The organism is Desulfovibrio litoralis DSM 11393 (genome assembly GCF_900143255.1).
In the GTDB taxonomy this organism is placed as follows: Bacteria; Desulfobacterota; Desulfovibrionia; order Desulfovibrionales; family Desulfovibrionaceae; genus Frigididesulfovibrio_A; species Frigididesulfovibrio_A litoralis.
This window is the reverse complement of the sequence record NZ_FRDI01000004.1, coordinates 277,713-294,711: the sequence shown is the minus strand read 5'-3', so window position 1 is coordinate 294,711 and position 16,999 is coordinate 277,713. Positions and strand designations below refer to the sequence as shown.

The 16,999-nt window shown below is 35.7% G+C and carries 15 protein-coding genes, 1 tRNA gene and 1 other RNA gene; 10 read left to right on the top strand and 7 right to left on the bottom strand.

Going from position 1 to position 16,999, the window contains the following annotated elements; genetic code table 11:
• Positions 1 to 48: 48 nt before the first annotated feature.
• Together BT999_RS06180 and serS are read left to right on the top strand one after the other, a co-directional pair.
• Entirely contained in the window at positions 49 to 252 is a 204-nt protein-coding gene (locus tag BT999_RS06180; protein ID WP_072696896.1) for a dual CXXC motif small (seleno)protein, read from the top strand.
• A gap of 92 nt (positions 253 to 344) precedes the next feature.
• A complete protein-coding gene (gene serS, locus BT999_RS06175) occupies positions 345 to 1,694 on the top strand; it encodes a serine--tRNA ligase (RefSeq protein WP_072696895.1) in 1,350 nt (449 codons plus the stop codon).
• A 106-nt stretch (positions 1,695 to 1,800) separates the two neighbouring features.
• Here serS and BT999_RS06170 read toward each other — a convergent pair whose 3' ends face one another.
• Together BT999_RS06170 and BT999_RS06160 are read right to left on the bottom strand one after the other, a co-directional pair.
• Entirely contained in the window at positions 1,801 to 2,775 is a 975-nt protein-coding gene (locus tag BT999_RS06170; RefSeq protein ID WP_420705168.1) for a UshA-like (seleno)protein family 2, read from the bottom strand.
• Between the two features lie 65 nt (positions 2,776 to 2,840).
• Positions 2,841 to 3,116: an HU family DNA-binding protein gene (locus BT999_RS06160; protein ID WP_072696892.1), complete on the bottom strand. Its 276-nt coding sequence runs from the start codon at positions 3,114 to 3,116 to the stop codon at positions 2,841 to 2,843.
• 282 nt (positions 3,117 to 3,398) lie between these two features.
• Between BT999_RS06160 and BT999_RS06155 the strand changes: the two genes are divergently transcribed.
• From BT999_RS06155 to BT999_RS06135, 5 genes are all read left to right on the top strand, one after another.
• A complete protein-coding gene (locus BT999_RS06155; RefSeq protein ID WP_072696891.1) occupies positions 3,399 to 4,283 on the top strand; it encodes a linear amide C-N hydrolase in 885 nt (294 codons plus the stop codon).
• A gap of 39 nt (positions 4,284 to 4,322) precedes the next feature.
• Positions 4,323 to 5,684 carry an RsmB/NOP family class I SAM-dependent RNA methyltransferase gene (locus BT999_RS06150; protein WP_072696890.1) on the top strand — a complete coding sequence of 454 codons (1,362 nt, stop codon included), beginning with the start codon at positions 4,323 to 4,325 and terminating at the stop codon, positions 5,682 to 5,684.
• Between the two features lie 81 nt (positions 5,685 to 5,765).
• Positions 5,766 to 7,364 (top strand): hypothetical protein, encoded by a 1,599-nt coding sequence (locus BT999_RS06145; protein ID WP_143145501.1) that lies wholly within the window; start codon positions 5,766 to 5,768, stop codon positions 7,362 to 7,364.
• A 224-nt stretch (positions 7,365 to 7,588) separates the two neighbouring features.
• Complete coding sequence (locus BT999_RS06140) at positions 7,589 to 9,721, top strand: methyl-accepting chemotaxis protein (protein ID WP_072696889.1); 2,133 nt, start codon at positions 7,589 to 7,591, stop codon at positions 9,719 to 9,721.
• 96 nt (positions 9,722 to 9,817) lie between these two features.
• On the top strand, positions 9,818 to 10,306 hold the full coding sequence (locus BT999_RS06135; protein WP_072696888.1) for a hypothetical protein: 489 nt from the start codon (positions 9,818 to 9,820) through the stop codon (positions 10,304 to 10,306).
• Positions 10,307 to 10,323: 17 nt separating this feature from the next.
• On the opposite strand, the gene lpdD is transcribed toward BT999_RS06135, so the two are convergent.
• From lpdD to zapB, 5 genes are all read right to left on the bottom strand, one after another.
• Entirely contained in the window at positions 10,324 to 10,707 is a 384-nt protein-coding gene (gene lpdD, locus BT999_RS06130; protein WP_072696887.1) for a prenylated flavin chaperone LpdD, read from the bottom strand.
• Between the two features lie 111 nt (positions 10,708 to 10,818).
• Positions 10,819 to 12,378: a ribonuclease Y gene (gene rny / locus BT999_RS06125; RefSeq protein WP_072696886.1), complete on the bottom strand. Its 1,560-nt coding sequence runs from the start codon at positions 12,376 to 12,378 to the stop codon at positions 10,819 to 10,821.
• Between the two features lie 281 nt (positions 12,379 to 12,659).
• A non-coding RNA gene (gene ssrS / locus BT999_RS06120) (6S RNA) lies at positions 12,660 to 12,843 on the bottom strand.
• An 82-nt stretch (positions 12,844 to 12,925) separates the two neighbouring features.
• A complete protein-coding gene (locus BT999_RS06115; protein ID WP_072696885.1) occupies positions 12,926 to 13,192 on the bottom strand; it encodes a cell division protein ZapA in 267 nt (88 codons plus the stop codon).
• A gap of 9 nt (positions 13,193 to 13,201) precedes the next feature.
• On the bottom strand, positions 13,202 to 13,459 hold the full coding sequence (zapB, locus tag BT999_RS06110) for a cell division protein ZapB (RefSeq protein ID WP_072696884.1): 258 nt from the start codon (positions 13,457 to 13,459) through the stop codon (positions 13,202 to 13,204).
• 150 nt (positions 13,460 to 13,609) lie between these two features.
• Here zapB and BT999_RS06105 point away from each other — a divergent pair, with 150 nt between their 5' ends.
• The 3 genes from BT999_RS06105 to BT999_RS06095 all read left to right on the top strand — a co-directional run bounded on the left by BT999_RS06105 (position 13,610) and on the right by BT999_RS06095 (position 16,993).
• Complete coding sequence (locus BT999_RS06105) at positions 13,610 to 15,271, top strand: bifunctional ADP-dependent NAD(P)H-hydrate dehydratase/NAD(P)H-hydrate epimerase (protein ID WP_072696883.1); 1,662 nt, start codon at positions 13,610 to 13,612, stop codon at positions 15,269 to 15,271.
• Positions 15,272 to 15,331: 60 nt separating this feature from the next.
• Positions 15,332 to 15,408 (top strand) — tRNA-Arg (locus BT999_RS06100).
• Between the two features lie 148 nt (positions 15,409 to 15,556).
• On the top strand, positions 15,557 to 16,993 hold the full coding sequence (locus BT999_RS06095) for a WG repeat-containing protein (RefSeq protein ID WP_072696882.1): 1,437 nt from the start codon (positions 15,557 to 15,559) through the stop codon (positions 16,991 to 16,993).
• Positions 16,994 to 16,999: the final 6 nt, after the last annotated feature.

Sequence of the window (16,999 nt, the reverse complement as noted above, 5' to 3'; positions counted from 1 at the left end):
CATATTGGAATAATAAACACTTACTTGCATAAATTAAAGGACATAAAAATGTGGAAACCAACCCCAAGAGAAGCTCAAACCACTATGCCATGTAAAAAATGTAATCAGGCTGTTAAAATTCTGCGAAGCTGTCATCAAGCCTATATTATTTGTGAACATTGTCATACCAAATTTACAATTCAAGAATACCTGCCTATTATGGATACCGCTATGGAAGAATTTATGGAAGCAATAAATTGCGACCGTATTTAAAGTTTACAGTCTCCGATGTTCTTGTTATTATAAGATATATCCCCTACTAATAATTCATATAAAATTTAAACTCAATTTCAAGGTAAACAAAAATGCTTGATCTTAAATTACTTCAAAAAAACTTAGACCAAGTTGCTAAAGCTTTATCCGCTCGCAATTCAAATATTAACTTAAATGAATTCATAGAATTAGATGAAAAACGTAAAACATTACTAAAAGAAGTCGAACTTTTAAAAGCAGAACGCAACCAAATTAGTAGTGAAGTTGCCAAACTTAAAAAGTCAGGGCAAGAAACTATTGAACAAATGGCTGGTTCGCCTTGGAATGATCGCAACGATTTAGCTCCCAGACTTAAAAAGCCAGGGCAGGACGCCTCTGAACTAATGGAAAAATCCATTAAACTCGGAGAAAGAATCAAAGAATTAGACCAAGAAACCGAAGCTGTAAAGCAAAACCTTAACAACTTTTTGCTTAACATTCCTAATATACCTGATGCTAGTGTGCCTTTTGGAAAAAGTGAAGAAGATAATCCAGAACTCCATAAATTTGGCACAATCAAAAACTTTGACTTTACTCCAAAAGAACATTGGGAACTAGGACAAAACCTTAACGGTTTAGATTTTGACCTAGCAGGAAAATTAACAGGCAGTCGTTTTACCGTTTATAAAGGTTGGGCAGCCAGATTAGAGCGTGCCTTAGTCAACTTTTTTCTTGATGTCCAGACCACTGAACATGGTTATCTCGAAGTAATTCCACCATTTATGGTAAACCGCAAAACAATGACAGGCACAGGGCAACTGCCTAAATTTGAAGAAGACCTCTTTAAACTTGAAAATTGGGATTATTTTTTAATTCCCACAGCCGAAGTGCCTTTAACCAATATGTTTGCTGATGATTTTATTGAAGAAAATAAACTACCTATGGGTGTAACTGCTGCGACTCCATGCTTTCGTTCAGAAGCCGGAAGTTACGGAAAAGATACTAAAGGCTTAATTCGTCAACATCAATTTACTAAAGTAGAAATGGTGCGTTTTGCTCACCCTGATGATTCCTTCAATCAGCTAGAAAAAATGCGTGAACACGCCGAAACGCTGTTACAACGCTTAGAACTTCCATACCGTGTTATTACTTTATGCACTGGCGATATGGGATTTTCATCGGCAAAAACTTATGACCTTGAAGTTTGGCTACCCGGACAAAATAAATATCGTGAGATTTCGTCTTGTTCTAACTGCACTGACTTTCAAGCACGCCGTGCCAATATTAAGTTTAAGCCAAATGGCGGAAAAGCCGAATATGTCCACACCTTAAACGGTTCAGGTCTGGCGGTAGGCAGAACACTTGTGGCTGTACTGGAAAATGGACAACAAAAAGATGGAAGCATAAAACTGCCTAAAGCCCTTGTGCCTTATATGGGCGGGCTAGAACATATTACAGCTTAACCTCATTATTTGATTAGATAATTTAGAACATCAAAAAAGGCTCTGAATATTAAACTACAGAGCCTTTTGTTTTACCTAAATCAAATTAATATGTTAATTATAGCAATCAATTAGTTTTTACACGGCTTTCAATAAGTTTAGCAATTTCAGGGTCATCATGAATAGCATCAGATAAAGGAATTATATCACCTTTAATATTATCATCAGCGACCCAAGCCCAATCGCTTCGTGAATCTTTAGGTGGCAGTTCAAAAAAGTCAATAACGTTAATCCCTGCTCCTTTTTTATCTGAGCGAGACCAAGCTAAAGAAAGATTTTTTGAACTAAGACTTAGAGATAACGCAGAGCCTTCGCCTGCCCCTAAAAGTAAATCAAATAAATTTAACTCTTTAAGCCAAGTAGAAATAGCTAAATTTTCAGTCGCAAACCCCCATGGAGAAATTAACACCAATAAATCAACGTCTTTTCTTTTTTCTTCAGCCATCTTTTTTATTGCGTCAATTTGATTCGCCGTAAGAGTATTCTTTGCTCCTAACGCTTCAGGAGCTAACACGAAGCCAATATTTAGATTTGCATCAGCTATTTTTAATTTTTTAAAAACAAGACTATTGTCGGTAAAAGTAAAGTATCCACTATTTAATTTTAAGGCAGCAGTCCTAAGCCATTCTTCAGTTTCTTTACTAGTATAAGCTAAATCAGGCTGAAGGGCATTATAAAGCCAAAAAGTTTTTATAGCTTTTTCTTTGTCTAAAGTCGGTTTTGAACCATATCCACGGTAGTCAGCTAAAAACTCATGTGGTCCGATAATTTCAAGTAAAGGATAATTTCCATCTTTTGCAGCTTGTCGTAAAGCCTTTAACACACTAGCCCGCCGAGCCAGTCCACCAATCTTGGTCTTACCTCAACCTGGGCAAGGATATAATTCACCCCAACTTTCGGCGATATATGCAAGACGCAAAACAGGCTTAGGTGCCTTACTATCTGTCAATTCCTCTAAGTATCTCGCCTCTGCAATATTACTCAATAGTAATGAGCATAAAAAAGCTAAAGCCCAAACGGTAAATTTTTTAGGCTTTAGCATAAGTATAGTATAGTTCATAATTTTCACAAATATAAAAAGAACCAATAAAAAACAACAAAATAAATTTATTTGTTAATAAAGTCTTTTAGGTCTTTACCGGCTCTGAAAAAAGGAAGACGTTTAGCAGAAACGTTTACGATTGCACCGGTTCTGGGGTTACGCCCTGAATAAGGAGGATATTCTTTTAGTTTAAAGCTTCCGAGACCACGAATTTCAACACGATTACCTTTTGTTAAGGCATCTTTCATCTTGTCAAAAAACTCTTTTACGATTATAGTAGCTTCTTCTACAGGAATATTACTTTTTTCTGATAAAGCCTTAATTAATTCGCTCTTATTCATACAAAACTCCATAGTAGAGTAAAATTTAAAAAACATTACAGCCAAAAACATTCATCTAACTAAACACAAAAGATTACTTTCATTTGTATAATACTACTTTTATAAAAAACAAGCAAGAATTTTATTGGTTATCCTTTTATAAAAAAAATAGACCATACAATTTGATTATTTCTTATACAAACAATTAAAAAAAAATGCAATAACTTTCTATAAGTTATCTAAAAAAATAATTATCCTACTTAATATTATTAAAACAATACAACCCAATATTATGAATGCAATATGTTAAATTATAATAAAAAAATATTATTCTTGTTTTTATTCGCTTATCTATTATTCAGTAATTACAACGCATTAGCCTGCACAGATATTTTTCTTAGAGGAAAAAACAATTTAATTCACGCAAGAACAATGGAATTTGCAATTCCTCTGGCCTCTTCCATTTTTAAAGTAGAAAAAAATACTAAGTTTCAAAGTACCAATTCAAAAAATGAAACAAGCCTCGAGTGGAAAAATAAATACGCATATATAGGAATAGACAGCCCGGTAATAGCATATCGAGACCCTCTCGACGGAATTAACGAAGAAGGTTTGTCTATTTCGGCTTTATGGTTAAACAACACAAAATTTTTAGCAAAAGCAGAAGATGAAAACGCCATTGCGTCTACCCATCTTATAAGCTACCTTCTCGGAACTTGTAAAAATATCCCCGAATTAAAAAATACTATACAAAAACTCAAAATATGGGGTGAGCCTCTCAAAAGATTAGGGCAAATTCCCACAGTCCATTTAGCTTGTGCCGATGCTGATGGAAATTATATTGTTGTTGAATTTATCAACGGCAAGACCAAGGTTTATGATAACCCTTATAAAGCCTTAACAAATGACCCTGAGTTTCTCACAATGAAACAGATTTGTGCAACTGGCAAAGGCGTAAACAGCGGAAGCAGAAGACTTATCAGAGCAGCCAAATTCGCTAAAAAACAAAACTATAACAACAAGATAGAAGCACAAAAAGCAACAGAAAAATATTTTAATTCTATACATATTCCTTTTCAGTTCAAAAAAACTTATACCCAATGGTACGTTATAAAAGATTTACAAGATAAGAAATTGTTTTTTTATAGCGATGGAAAGCTAAATAATGTATATAGTTTCAAACAATAATCGTTTCTCAATTTATCAAATAAAAGGCTTTACGGTAAAATGCCACATAAATCTTTAATACAAAACTCCGGTTCTGCTCGTGAATGTGCCGTTAAAGTCTTAACCAAGGTCATTTTAAAAAAAGAAGAGTTGCAAGCAACTTTAGACAACACAATCAAGATCTATAAATCAAAAACAGAACTCAACTTTTCCGAACAAGATACTGCCCTTACTACTGAGTTAAGTTACGGTTGTTTACGCAAATATCAATATATAAGCGAACTTTTAAAAAAATTCTTGCAAAAACCCAATAAACTGCCTGATACGTTTAAAATACGCCTCACAATCGCTGTTTATGAGTTATTGTTTTTAAAAGGAACGCCTGACTACGCTAGTTTATATCTACATGTACAAGGTATAAAAGCGGAACACGGTCAAAAATTAGCCAATGTTGCCAACGCTGTTTTACGAGAAATTCAAAGGCTTGGCGAAAAAGTTTTAAACATAGATTATTTTAAAACCCAAGAACCTCAACTCGACCAACTCTCTATATATTCGGCGTTTTACTCAATGCCCCTTTGGATAGTTAAGTTGTGGTTTAGTGCCTATGGCGAAGAACAGGCGTTATTGTTGCTTAAAGGGTCTTCTACAAAAGCACCTCTCGGTTTAAGAGTAAATCTAAATCACAAAGACGCTCAAAGTTTAATCAACGAAATAAAAGATCACGCAAACTATAAAATTCATAATGCCGGTTTTGGCTTTCAAACCCTCCCAAGCGAGTTAAAAGCAAAACTTAATCTTTTACAAAAAGAAGGGCAAATTTCCCGCCAATCAGCCGCCTCGCAAGAAATTTTATGGGAATTTAATACAGTCTGGGAAGCCTGTAAAAAACAACAAAATAAAAACAAGGTGTTGTGGGACGCTTGTGCCGGACACGGAGGAAAATGTACGGCTCTAGCGGAACAAAACGTACCTGTCTCTCTTGCCAGCGATCTATCCTTTTCTCGCTTAAAAGGTTTAAAAAAAGAGCTGTTGCGTTTAAATTTATCTATCCCAATCGCAAGACTCTCGGTTCCTTATGCCGCTTTAAAACAAAAGTTTGATGCAATTCTATTAGACGCACCCTGTTCAGGGTTGGGAACGCTATCAAGACACCCGGATATAGCTCTTAATCGTAAGCCGGAAGACCTCACAAGACTTATTCAAACTCAAGCTAAAATGTTATCTCACTGTATAGCTCAGCTTGAAAACAGCGGACATCTAATATACATTACCTGTACCCTTAATCCCGCCGAAAATGAAGAACAAATAGAAAAAGTGTTGCAAGAAAACCCTGAGTTAAAGTTAATTAAAACATGGCACACCCCTTATGATTCGCCTTTTAACGAATTTTTTTGGGCGGCACATTTACAAAAATCTTAAGGCTCTAAAGCTTTAACTGTTTTTAATATCCTTAGCTTGGCTCTGTTTTGTATCATCTTTCCTTGAAGTAAGGAGATTAAGATGAAATATGAAACAGAAAAACTTTTAATTCAAAGTAATTACGCTAAATTTATCACGTTTCAAGAAAGAGAAAGCTTTTATTTAAAACAGTTTGAAACATTAAAAAAACTTGAGCTTCCAGAACGTTTGGCTTTTTTGGCAACGATTGGAAAAAACGATTTATATTTTCTTTTGACCCAGCTCTTAAAACGCCATGATTTACGACATCAATGGCTTTATGAACGCTGTAACGAGGTGATGAACTCACCTAACGGCTACCTTGATTTATGGGCAAGAGAACATTATAAATCAACAATTATTACCTTTGGTTTAACCATACAAAGCGTATTAAACGACCCTGAATTGACGGTTGGAATTTTTTCGCATACTCGCACCATGGCAAAGAATTTTCTTTCTCAAATCAAAAGAGAATTTGAACAAAACATATTACTTAAATTATGTTATCCTAATGTATTATGGAAAAATCCACAAAAAGAAGCCCCTTTGTGGTCTTTAGAAAAAGGTTTAATTCTCAAGCGAAAAAACAACCCCAAAGAAGCAAGTTTAGAAGGCTGGGGGCTAGTAGACGGACAACCGATCGGCAAACACTTTTCCCTACTTATCTATGATGATGTCGTAACAAAAGACAGCGTTAATACAGCCGAACAAAGTTTAAAAACAACCGAAGCTTGGGCATTATCTTTAAACCTTGGGGCAAAAGGCGGAAAACGTCGATATATAGGAACACGTTATCATCTTAATGATACTTATCAAGAAATCATCAATCGTAAGGCGGCAAAATTACGAATTTATCCTGCTACACATAACGGAGAAACAACCGGAACGCCCGTTTTATTAACTCCAGATATATTAGCGGAGAAACGTAGAGAAATGGGGGCATATATCTTTGGTTGTCAAATGTTGCAAAACCCTCTGGCAGACGAAGCTCAAAGTTTTAAAGAAACTTGGTTACGTTTTTGGTCGCCCGAGTTTAGTGAAAAAACAAGCACTATCTACAACTGGCAAGACTTTAATCGTTATATTCTTGTTGACCCCGCCGGAGAAAAAAAGAAAAACAGCGACTATACAGTTATGCTTGTTGTCGGTTTAGGAGCTGATCAAAACTGGTATATTATCGATGCAATCAGAGATCGCTTAAACCTAAAATCCCGTGCAACAGCCCTATTTAACTTACATAAAAAATATCTTCCCGAACTTGTAGGTTATGAAAAATATGGTATGCAGGCAGATATAGAATTTATCGAATCGGAACAAGAACATTATAATTATCGTTTTCCTATTATCAGTTTAGGCGGTTCGATCGCAAAAAACAGCCGCATTAAAGCCCTTGCCCCTTATTTTGAACAAGGACGCATTTATCTTCCAAAGCGTTGCCCTTTTCGTGGTTATGATGGAAAATGGCATGATTTTACTGAAGAGTTTATCAAAGAAGAATTTCTAAACTTTCCCGTCTCAACTCACGATGATATGTTGGATTGCCTCGCTCGAATTTTAGACCAGAAACTTGGCGCATATTTTCCAACAAACACAGAGGTAGAGCATAAAAACAAAAATGAGTTTTCAGAAAACGCCGAAACAGAATATAATATGTTGTCCTAACATTTTAACATAAAAACAAATATAGCAAATCATGTTGCAAAATCATAATGATTTTCATCTAGTTAATATTAATGGTATATGGCTAAAAAATTTTTGATATACCTTTGATTGACAAATTCATATTCAAAGCATATTAAAAGAGAATAAGAAAATCCCTAAATATTAATATCTGGCTTTTGTCAATATGATTGTGATTTTCGGGAAAACATAAAAAGAGGATAATCATGACTTTAAAACAGCAACTTATAATAAAACTTACTCCTGTTATTTTATTACTGCTTCTATTTATTACTATATACACTCAATATACTGCTCGCAACCAAGCGGTTCAAAACGCCTATTTAAGAGCAAATTCAATTGCAGCAGAAGAGTCAACTCATATTCAGCAAATTGTGAGTGAAGCTCTTGGGCGAACTGAAGACATGGCGGCAATGAATCGTCTTGAATATAACTCAGGCAAAGTTTCTCGAGAACAAATAATGAATATTGTGCATGCAAGTTTTGAAGCTGCTCCTAAATTAGCCGGAATGAGTGCTTGTTGGCTTGATATTGACGGAAAAAATGCAGAATTAATAAATACCAAACATGGTAATAATAAAGGAATGCTTGGGGCTTATTGGTCTCGAAACAATCAAGGTCAACTAACTTATGCCCAGTTGGATAATTTTCAGAATGAACCTTATTTCACTTTACCTATCAAAGCAGGAAGAAGTATTCTAACAGATCCATATGTAGATAATACAAGCGGACATCCGATAATGATGGTAACAATTTCAAGCCCAATTTCAATTAATGGAAACCCTATTGCTGTGGCAACGGCTGATATATCGCTTGAAAATTTATCTACGCTTATAAAAAACATTACACCGTATCAAACAGGATATGCCTTTGTGGTCTCTGAAAAAGGAACTATTCTCGCACACCCAAATCCTGAACTTATTGGCAAAGACGCAACACTATTACCATCTGTAGATAAGCAAAATATATTAAAAGATCTACAAAGCAAAGAACATTTTGAATATGATCTGGTGCTTGACGGCTCGAAAGAAAAAGTTATCACCTCATTAAATTCGTTTACACTTATTGAAGGTGAACGTCCGTGGTTTTTTGGTGTTGTATTACCTCGAGAAAAAGTTTTGGCAGAAGCCACAGAACAACTTTATTTAACTCTGGGAATTTGTGTAATAGGCATTTTAATATCTCTTGGACTTTTATTTGTTGTAGCAAACAGCATAACAAAACCTTTACAAAAACTTGTTAATACCGCTAACGAAATCGCTAAAGGAAATTATTCCAACAAAGGAGACTCTACTGCTTCTTGTCGCGAGATTAATGAACTAAATACAGCACTTGACAGCATGTTAGAGAATCTTCTTCATACCTTAAAAGATGCAGAAAACAGTAAAAATATCGCAGAAACTGAAATGACTAATGCGAAACAAGCAACGGAACACGCAGAACAAGCCCGTATGAATGCAGAAGAAGGGCAAAAAAAGATATTCTTGGCAGCAGAACATATTGAAAATGTAAGCACCAGACTTTCAACAGCCGCCGAACAGCTTTCTGCTCAAGTAGAAACTGTTAAGCAAAGTGTAGCAGATCAACGCTTACAACTGGCCGATTCGGCTTCTGCAATGGCAGAAATGAACAGTACTGTTGTAGATGTAGCCCACAATGCAAGCAATGCCGCCAACAGCTCAAGCACTGCAAAAACAAACGCTTTGCAAGGCTCAGAAATTGTGCATACATCTATAAACTCCATGCAAATTGTACAAAAAAATACTGAAGAGCTTTATAAAGAGATGTCGACTCTTGGAAAACAAGCAGAGTCTATTGGTACTATCATTACCGTTATTGATGATATCGCAGATCAAACAAACCTCTTGGCTCTTAATGCTGCAATTGAAGCAGCAAGAGCAGGAGAAGCCGGACGAGGATTTGCTGTCGTTGCTGATGAAGTAAGAAAACTGGCCGAAAAAACAATTTCTGCAACAAGCGAAGTAGGAAACGCAATCTCGACAATTCAACAACTCACTGAAAGAAGTATCCGTGCGATGGAAACAACAACAAACAACCTCAGTAAAGCCACAGAACAAGTGCGTACATCTGGAGATTCGCTTTCAAACATTGTTAATGCAACTGAACAAACAGCTGTTCAGATAAGCAGTATTGCGACAGCCGTTGAGGAACAGTCTGCTACTAGCCAACATATTGGTAGCTCTCTTGATCATATCAGTAAACAATCGGAACATATGGTTCAAACCATGAATGAATCATCACAAGCAGTTATAGATCTTGCACACCAAGCTCAAGAATTGGAAAGCCTAGTCGCAAACCTTAGAAAGAGTAATGCATAGTTTTTAACTAAAAAACACTATACAATAATGCCAATATATGTTTATTTCTCATGTATTGGCATTATTTTTTAGACCTAATGAATAAAGGAACGTACCATGTTAAAAAAGATAATCTTATCAATCTGTTTTGTCTTGTTTCTTTCAACAAACAGCTTTGCGGCAACAATAGAAAATATTAGCTATATTAACTTGTTGTCATCATGGACACCATGGACCGTGAATATAAATTCAAAACAAGAAGTAACTTGGGACAACGGGTCTTCCGGGCGTACTTTTACTGAATCCACAGAGAAAAAAGCAACTAAAATCTCCGACGAAGATTATAAAACCTTAATTGGTTTAATAGAAAAAATGGGGTATGATAAAAAAATACCATTGGGTACTTTTGCCATAGAGCCGAAAATTATTTTAGAACTTACCTTTTCTGATGGAAAAAAAATTATCAACCTCGGACCGGGTTCTATGGAATCAGATAGCCCAATATTTAAAGATTTCGCCAAACTCGAAACAATTATCTACAAACTCAATAAAGAGATGGGTGTCGACGGTTTAAACTCCTTAATGTTTTATAACAAAAACAATTAATAAGTTTTTTTGTCTGACTAAGATCGTGGCTTATTCTTTATCTCTTCTAACAGTTCGAGAATCAGCTCATCAACAATTTGTTTAATAATATTAATATGTTCAGGCTTAAAAGTATTAAGATGAATTCCGCAAGCAACACAGACTGTGATATTTAAAGCTTTTGAAATATACTCTGCCAACGATTTTGCGAGTTCATCTTCTTTGTGTCCAAGCACTGTAAGCACGGAACAGGTTGAACTAGATTCACCGACTTGACTGCGACTCGGATAAGCTTGAGCCAAAGCCACAGCTCCAATATGCGGTTTGTCTCCGCCAAAAAGGCTAATGTTTAAATCGTCGCCTAAAAAATGAGCAACGAGCCTAAGAGTAATCTTATCTTTTGTTAAACTTAAATCAATCATAAGACATTAGTTGTTGTTAAAGAGTTAGCTAAATTAAAAACACAAAAAAATAAAACCGTTACATAACTAATATGCAACGGTTTTATCATATCTTTAATTAAAAAAATATAATTATTTTGCAAACCCAACCGCACGACGTTCACGAATAACAGTAACTCGAATTTGTCCGGGATAGGTAAGATTTTTTTCTATTTTATCAGAAATATCCTTACATAATAAATAAGTAGAATCATCATCAACATCATCTGAGTTAACCATAACTCTAACTTCTCTACCCGCTTGAATAGCGTAAGCTTTAGATACACCCTCGAAAGAAACAGCTATATTTTCAAGGTCTTCCAAACGTTTTACATAGTTTTCAAGCAATTCTTTTCTTGCCCCCGGTCTAGCTCCTGATAAACAGTCTGCCGCTTGAGTAAGAACAGACAAGGTTGACTTTAAAGGCACATCTTCATGGTGGGCAGCAATCGCATGAATAATTTCTTTGCTTTCGCCGTATTTTTTAGCAATATCAGCACCAATCAAAGCATGCGGTCCCTCTATTTCATGATCGACAGCTTTACCAATATCATGTAACAACCCGGCTCTCTTAGCTTTTTTAATATCTAAGCCAAGCTCAGCCGCCATCATTCCACATAAAGACGCAACCTCAAGAGAGTGTTGCAAAACATTTTGAGAAAAACTGGTTCGATAGCGTAACTGTCCTAAAAGTCTGACTATATCAGGGTGAATTCCGTGTACGCCAACGTCAAAAGTTGCCTGTTCGCCGACTTCTCTAATTTGAACATCAAGTTCTTGTTCTACTTTTTTTACAATATCTTCGATTCTTGCCGGGTGAATACGCCCATCTTGAATAAGACGCTCTAGCGCCATTTTAGCAACCTGTCTGCGTAAAGGGCTATAAGCCGATAAAATAACGGTTTCCGGTGTATCATCAATAATAAGGTCAACGCCGGTCGCAGCCTCTAACGCTCTTATATTACGCCCTTCTCGACCAATAATACGCCCTTTCATTTCTTCACTAGGAAGAGTAACCGCCGTAACCGTTTGTTCACCAACATAATCACCGGCATAACGCTGGATAGCATTAGCGATAATATCTTTTGCCTTACGGTCGGCGATTTCTTTCGCCTCTGTTTCAATAAGGCGCATCATGCGTGCGGCATCATGACGAGTTTTACCTTCAACGTCTTGTAAAATCAAGCTTCTGGCCTCTTCTTGGGTTAAGCCGGAAACTTCTTGCAAGCGTTTTTCTTGTTCATTAATTTTCAAATTTAATGTTTCTTCAAGTTCTGTAATTTTACGCTCTTTACGCGTCAGATCTTTTTCAACACCTAAGACTTCTTGTTCTTTTTGAGTGATTTTTTCAAATTTTTCTTCAAGTTTTTCACTCTGATCTTGAAGTTTTTTGTCTTTTGTTTTCAGTTCTCTTTCTAGTTCTTTTAATTCTTGTTGTACCAAGCGTTTATGTTCAATAGCCTCATCTTTACCTTGTATCAATATCTCTTTTTTTTGAGCCAGTGCTTCTTTTCTGGCCTCTTCGATAATACGCTTAGATAATTCTTGAGCATCATTAAGACGTTTAACCCCTACTGTTTTATGAATGATATAACCTATCACCAATCCGACAATAAGAACGCCAATAATAATGGTTGCTTCTAAAGCCCCCATATTCAACTCCCCTCTATATTTCAAAACTTGGTTAAATCTTAGAAAAAATCTAAGACAGTTACTAATATTCAGGCAATATAAACCACTATTTTAAAAGTTTATACTGAGCAGAGCCAACCTGAATTGCAATTGATTGGTTATTATTTGAAGGAGTTGCAACAAGCTGTTACAGAACAAGTCTAAACTAACCTAACCAGCTGTTTATTTTAAATAAAATTGTTATCACAAGATTATCAATATAATTTATATAATTACAGCAATAAAAAGACGTAAAACTATATAAACACCCCAAGTAGCCGTGTGTGAGACACATCACCAAGACCTAGGTTAACTAGGTGGATTCTATTAAGTTTGTTTCAGGCTTCCCAATAAAATTTGGGCATGCACACCACATTCCGGCAAGAATCCTTTATTATGCTTGTGAGGTCTGCGACATGAAACACATCACGTGAGACTCAGGGAATTAAACTCTAAAAGTTTTATATTAAAGTATCTAACATTTTATTTATATATAAATCATAAACAGAATATAGTTATAAAAACTAGATTAATCACCTAGCCCTGTTAAACTGGTTAAAAAAGATTTTAAGCGTTCTTCCGTTGCAAGAAGTTTTTCTTGAACTTCTAACATATCATCAGCTAAAGCCAAAGATAAGAAGATCAAAATTCTTTCATTACTCAGTTGAGCACCTTGTTCTTTAAGTTGCTTAAATCTGTCTTCAATAAGAGAACACGCTTTTTCTACTCTTTCAGGTTCAGCTTTGGCTTTAAAAGAAACCTGATGCCCCAAAACAGTAAGATTATAAGAGTGCATGTTCACGATTTAAGACTCATCAAGCTGAGACTTTAAACGCTCAACAAGAGCATCTATTCGCCCCCCAACAGCTTCTTTACATTGTAATTCTTTATCAAGAGCTTCTTTTAATTTACGATTTTCTTCAGCCAAAACTCGATTTTCTTCAGCAAAAGCACTAAGCCCTTGTTCTGTTTCAAGTTGAAGTCTATTGTTTTCGCTACTTAAAAATGTAACTTTATCTAACAAAGAATTTATACGTTTTTCCAACAAATCTAATGTTTCCATAATTAATGCGTATAACTCAAATCATCTTGAAAAGCAAGAGGGTTAACAAATAAAAAAATATCATAGCCGTTTATTAAACAACTTTTTGTTTTGATATTTTGTGAATTTAGTATAAATTATAAGTATCAACCATAAAATAAAGGTGGGCTTATGTCTCAAACTATTCTTAATTTTAAAGATATAACCAAGCCCGTTACAAGCGTAGAGGAAATGTCTCTTTGGGACAACAAAGCCTCGGAAGAATACGGATTACATACTAATATTCTTATGGAAAACGCCGGAAGAGCCGCATTTTACAGCTTAAAATCGCATATCAACTTAGACGACAACGGTTCTGTTCTTGTTATTTGTGGATCAGGAAACAACGGCGGAGACGGAGCTGTTTTAAGTCGCTGTTTACATGACTTTGGTTGCAATGTAACTTTAGCTCATCTAAAACCACTTAGTCGCTATACTGGTGCGGCAAAGCTACATATTGACCTTGCAAAAAAATGCGGTGTAAATTTTTTATACTTACGCCGTGGGCTTCATTCGATTCCAAATAATTTACAAACACCTGACATCATTGTTGATGCTATTCTCGGAACAGGCGTTAAAGGACAGCTTAACACAGATTTCCTAGACCTGATTAACTGGATCAATAGCAAGAGAAAACACAGCTATATTTTTTCTATTGATATTCCAAGCGGATTAAACGCAATGACCGCCGAGCCTTTACCCGTAGCAATCGAAGCTCATCTTACAGTCAGCTTTGAAGCTGCAAAACCGGCTTTACTCTTACCTCAAGCAAAAACTTATGTGGGTTGTTTGGATATTCAACAAATTGGTATTCCAAGCAAACTCAAAGACACTTACCCCGCTTCATACGCTTGTTTTAATATAAGTTCAAAACTAAAAGAAATATTACGTCCAAACGAAAACCTTCATAAAGGCAGTGCAGGCTCGGTTATTGTTGTTGGTGGATCAAAAGGTTTAACGGGAGCTCCTTTTCTAAGTGCCTTAGCAGCAATCAGAACAGGTTCAGGTTTAGTCAGTATAGCAGCCCCTTCCGAATTATGCCCTCAAATTAAAAGCGGAAACGCCAATATAATGACTATTCCGCTTTATAAACAAAATATCAACTCGGAAACAATTCAAGAAAATCTTAACGAAGATTGGCACCCGACTTTAATTAAAGACCTTTGGTTAAGACTTAAAACTAAAAAATACAATAACCTATCGCTTGTTCTTGGACCGGGAATGGGACGTAGCCCGGAGGCAGCACAATTTCTTTCTCTCTTTTTTAAACTTCCAATCTCAATAGAAGAAAGAATGCCCTTGATAGTTGATGCTGATGCCCTTTTCCATCTTGCAAACGGAGTCTTTGAATGGACTCAACTTTCGGAAAAAGATATTTTAACCCCACACCCCGGTGAAGCCGCCAGACTATTAAAATGTCAAATTGAAGATATAGAAAACAACAGGTTTGAGGCAATAAAAGAATTATCTAAAAAAACTCTTGCTACTGTTATTCTAAAAGGTGCAGGCACTTTAATCTCCAAACAAAACAACAATAAGTATCCTATTATTATTTCTCACTTTGCCGAACCAAATCTTTCTGTTGGCGGTTCCGGCGATGTCTTAAGCGGTATTTGCGGAAGCTTAGCGGCAAAAGGCTTTGGGTCTTTTGAAAGTACCGCCTTGGGAGTTTATATCCACGGACTATGCGGTGAATATCTAAAACAAAAATTTCCCCTAAGAGGTAACCTTGCATCAGAAATAGCAGAAAGCATTCCCTTCGTTTTAGCGAATCTTGAAAAAAACATTGTTTAGTTATGTAACTCATATTAAACTTGACTCAAAAGTATAGCACAGTTATAAATCTTTGCTTGTGGGCAGTTAGCTCAGTTGGATAGAGCGTTGACCTCCGGAGTCAAAGGCCGTGGGTTCGATTCCCGCATTGCCCACCATGATTAAAGAAATTAGAGCAATATTTGATAGTTGAACTTAGTAATGTTAGATAAACTTTTTTGTTGGCTTTTTTGTTATACTTGCTAAAACAGAAAACATATATCATCGACAATAAAAAAATATAACAAACTAACATTGGAGTTATCAATGTTACAGTTTAAACTTATCCTTAGCTGTATTTGCCTTGTTTCCCTGATTTTGGGTTGCACGGCATGTTCAAACTCAAATAATAAAGCAAATCAATCACTTGCCAAGCCAACAACTCAAAATGTAGACTGGATTCCGTGGCTTGGTAAAAACGGAAAATACGGATACGCCGACAGACAAGGCAATATTCATATAAAGCCACGCTTTGTTCTGGCCGAACCCTTTGAGTTTGGCAGGGCTGCTGTAGCTACAAATGCTGTAAAAGGCTGGGGTTTTATTGACTCTGAGGGAAACTGGTTGATTAAACCTCAATTTACTTCTTTGAGTAACGGAAAAATCGCAAACGGAAATATTGATATAGACCCAAAAACACTTACCTTATCCGAAGGTATGTTTGGCATCAAATTTAAAGTTAGCGAAGGGGTAAAAGAAAGCTATTATATAAATAGCGTAAATCAAATATATTCAAGCTTTTACGAAGCTTTGCAAAGTGAAATTCCAAGTGTAGTGAAACAACGAGCTATGGAAATGAAAACCCAAATAGTGGGAACAGACTACCAACGTAACTTTTTCTTTTATCTCATACCAAACACTGAATACAGTGAAAAAGATAAAGAACTCAGCTTAATCTACAGAAATACATTAGCCGGTATAATGGACAAAAACGGACAAATTTTAACTAAGCCAACATATGATTTAGCTTATTTACCTAACACAACTTCCGACCCAACTACAAATTTTAATCCTTATACCCCACAATTAATCAAACAAGGTGAGCTTTTCGGCTATCAAAACTTTGACGGAACTATACTTGTTAAACCTCGTTTTATAGATGCCAACCCTTTTCAAAACGATTATGCACAAGTCAAAGAAGGTAAATTTTGGGGCTTACTGGATAAAAACGCCAATTTTATAGCCCCACCAATGTTTGACAGAATACTGAAAGTATTGCCTGCTAACTTGATGATTGTCGAATATAAAGGCAAAAGAATGCTCTGGGATATAGAAAACAAGCGTGATTGGTCAATCAACTTCCCTTACCCCGCACCCGGCTCTCAACCACTGAAAATACCTGACAATTTCTTTGATGACGTTTCAGTGCTAAGTTTAGATAATAGCCCAAATACACAAAACAATATTGAGCAAAACAATATATTGATTCTCGTAAAAAAACAAGGACGCATTGATATTTTCGATAAAAACGGCGACCTATTAGGAACGTATAAAGACTATCAATATGATAATATTTCAAAGCTCTGGGTAAAAAATAGCGAAAATAAATGGGGAATAATAGATATAAAAAACAAGAAATCTACCGAGTTTAAATATGACTATGATTCCCTTTACGACTCTTCACAAAAAGGTTTTGTAATCGCTCAAAAAGGTACGCAACGCTTTTATATAGACTCTAATGAAAGAGAATACAGAGAAAAATAATTAAAC

Coding starts and splice junctions, on each gene's coding strand:
- BT999_RS06160 (WP_072696892.1), bottom strand. CDS start 3,116: ATGAATAAGAGCGAATTAATTAAGGCTTTATCAGAAAAAAGTAATATT.
- BT999_RS06095 (WP_072696882.1), top strand. CDS start 15,557: ATGTTACAGTTTAAACTTATCCTTAGCTGTATTTGCCTTGTTTCCCTG.
- BT999_RS06140 (WP_072696889.1), top strand. CDS start 7,589: ATGACTTTAAAACAGCAACTTATAATAAAACTTACTCCTGTTATTTTA.
- serS (WP_072696895.1), top strand. CDS start 345: ATGCTTGATCTTAAATTACTTCAAAAAAACTTAGACCAAGTTGCTAAA.
- BT999_RS06145 (WP_143145501.1), top strand. CDS start 5,766: ATGAAATATGAAACAGAAAAACTTTTAATTCAAAGTAATTACGCTAAA.
- BT999_RS06155 (WP_072696891.1), top strand. CDS start 3,399: ATGTTAAATTATAATAAAAAAATATTATTCTTGTTTTTATTCGCTTAT.
- BT999_RS06180 (WP_072696896.1), top strand. CDS start 49: ATGTGGAAACCAACCCCAAGAGAAGCTCAAACCACTATGCCATGTAAA.
- BT999_RS06135 (WP_072696888.1), top strand. CDS start 9,818: ATGTTAAAAAAGATAATCTTATCAATCTGTTTTGTCTTGTTTCTTTCA.
- BT999_RS06150 (WP_072696890.1), top strand. CDS start 4,323: ATGCCACATAAATCTTTAATACAAAACTCCGGTTCTGCTCGTGAATGT.
- zapB (WP_072696884.1), bottom strand. CDS start 13,459: ATGGAAACATTAGATTTGTTGGAAAAACGTATAAATTCTTTGTTAGAT.
- BT999_RS06105 (WP_072696883.1), top strand. CDS start 13,610: ATGTCTCAAACTATTCTTAATTTTAAAGATATAACCAAGCCCGTTACA.
- lpdD (WP_072696887.1), bottom strand. CDS start 10,707: ATGATTGATTTAAGTTTAACAAAAGATAAGATTACTCTTAGGCTCGTT.
- rny (WP_072696886.1), bottom strand. CDS start 12,378: ATGGGGGCTTTAGAAGCAACCATTATTATTGGCGTTCTTATTGTCGGA.
- BT999_RS06115 (WP_072696885.1), bottom strand. CDS start 13,192: ATGCACTCTTATAATCTTACTGTTTTGGGGCATCAGGTTTCTTTTAAA.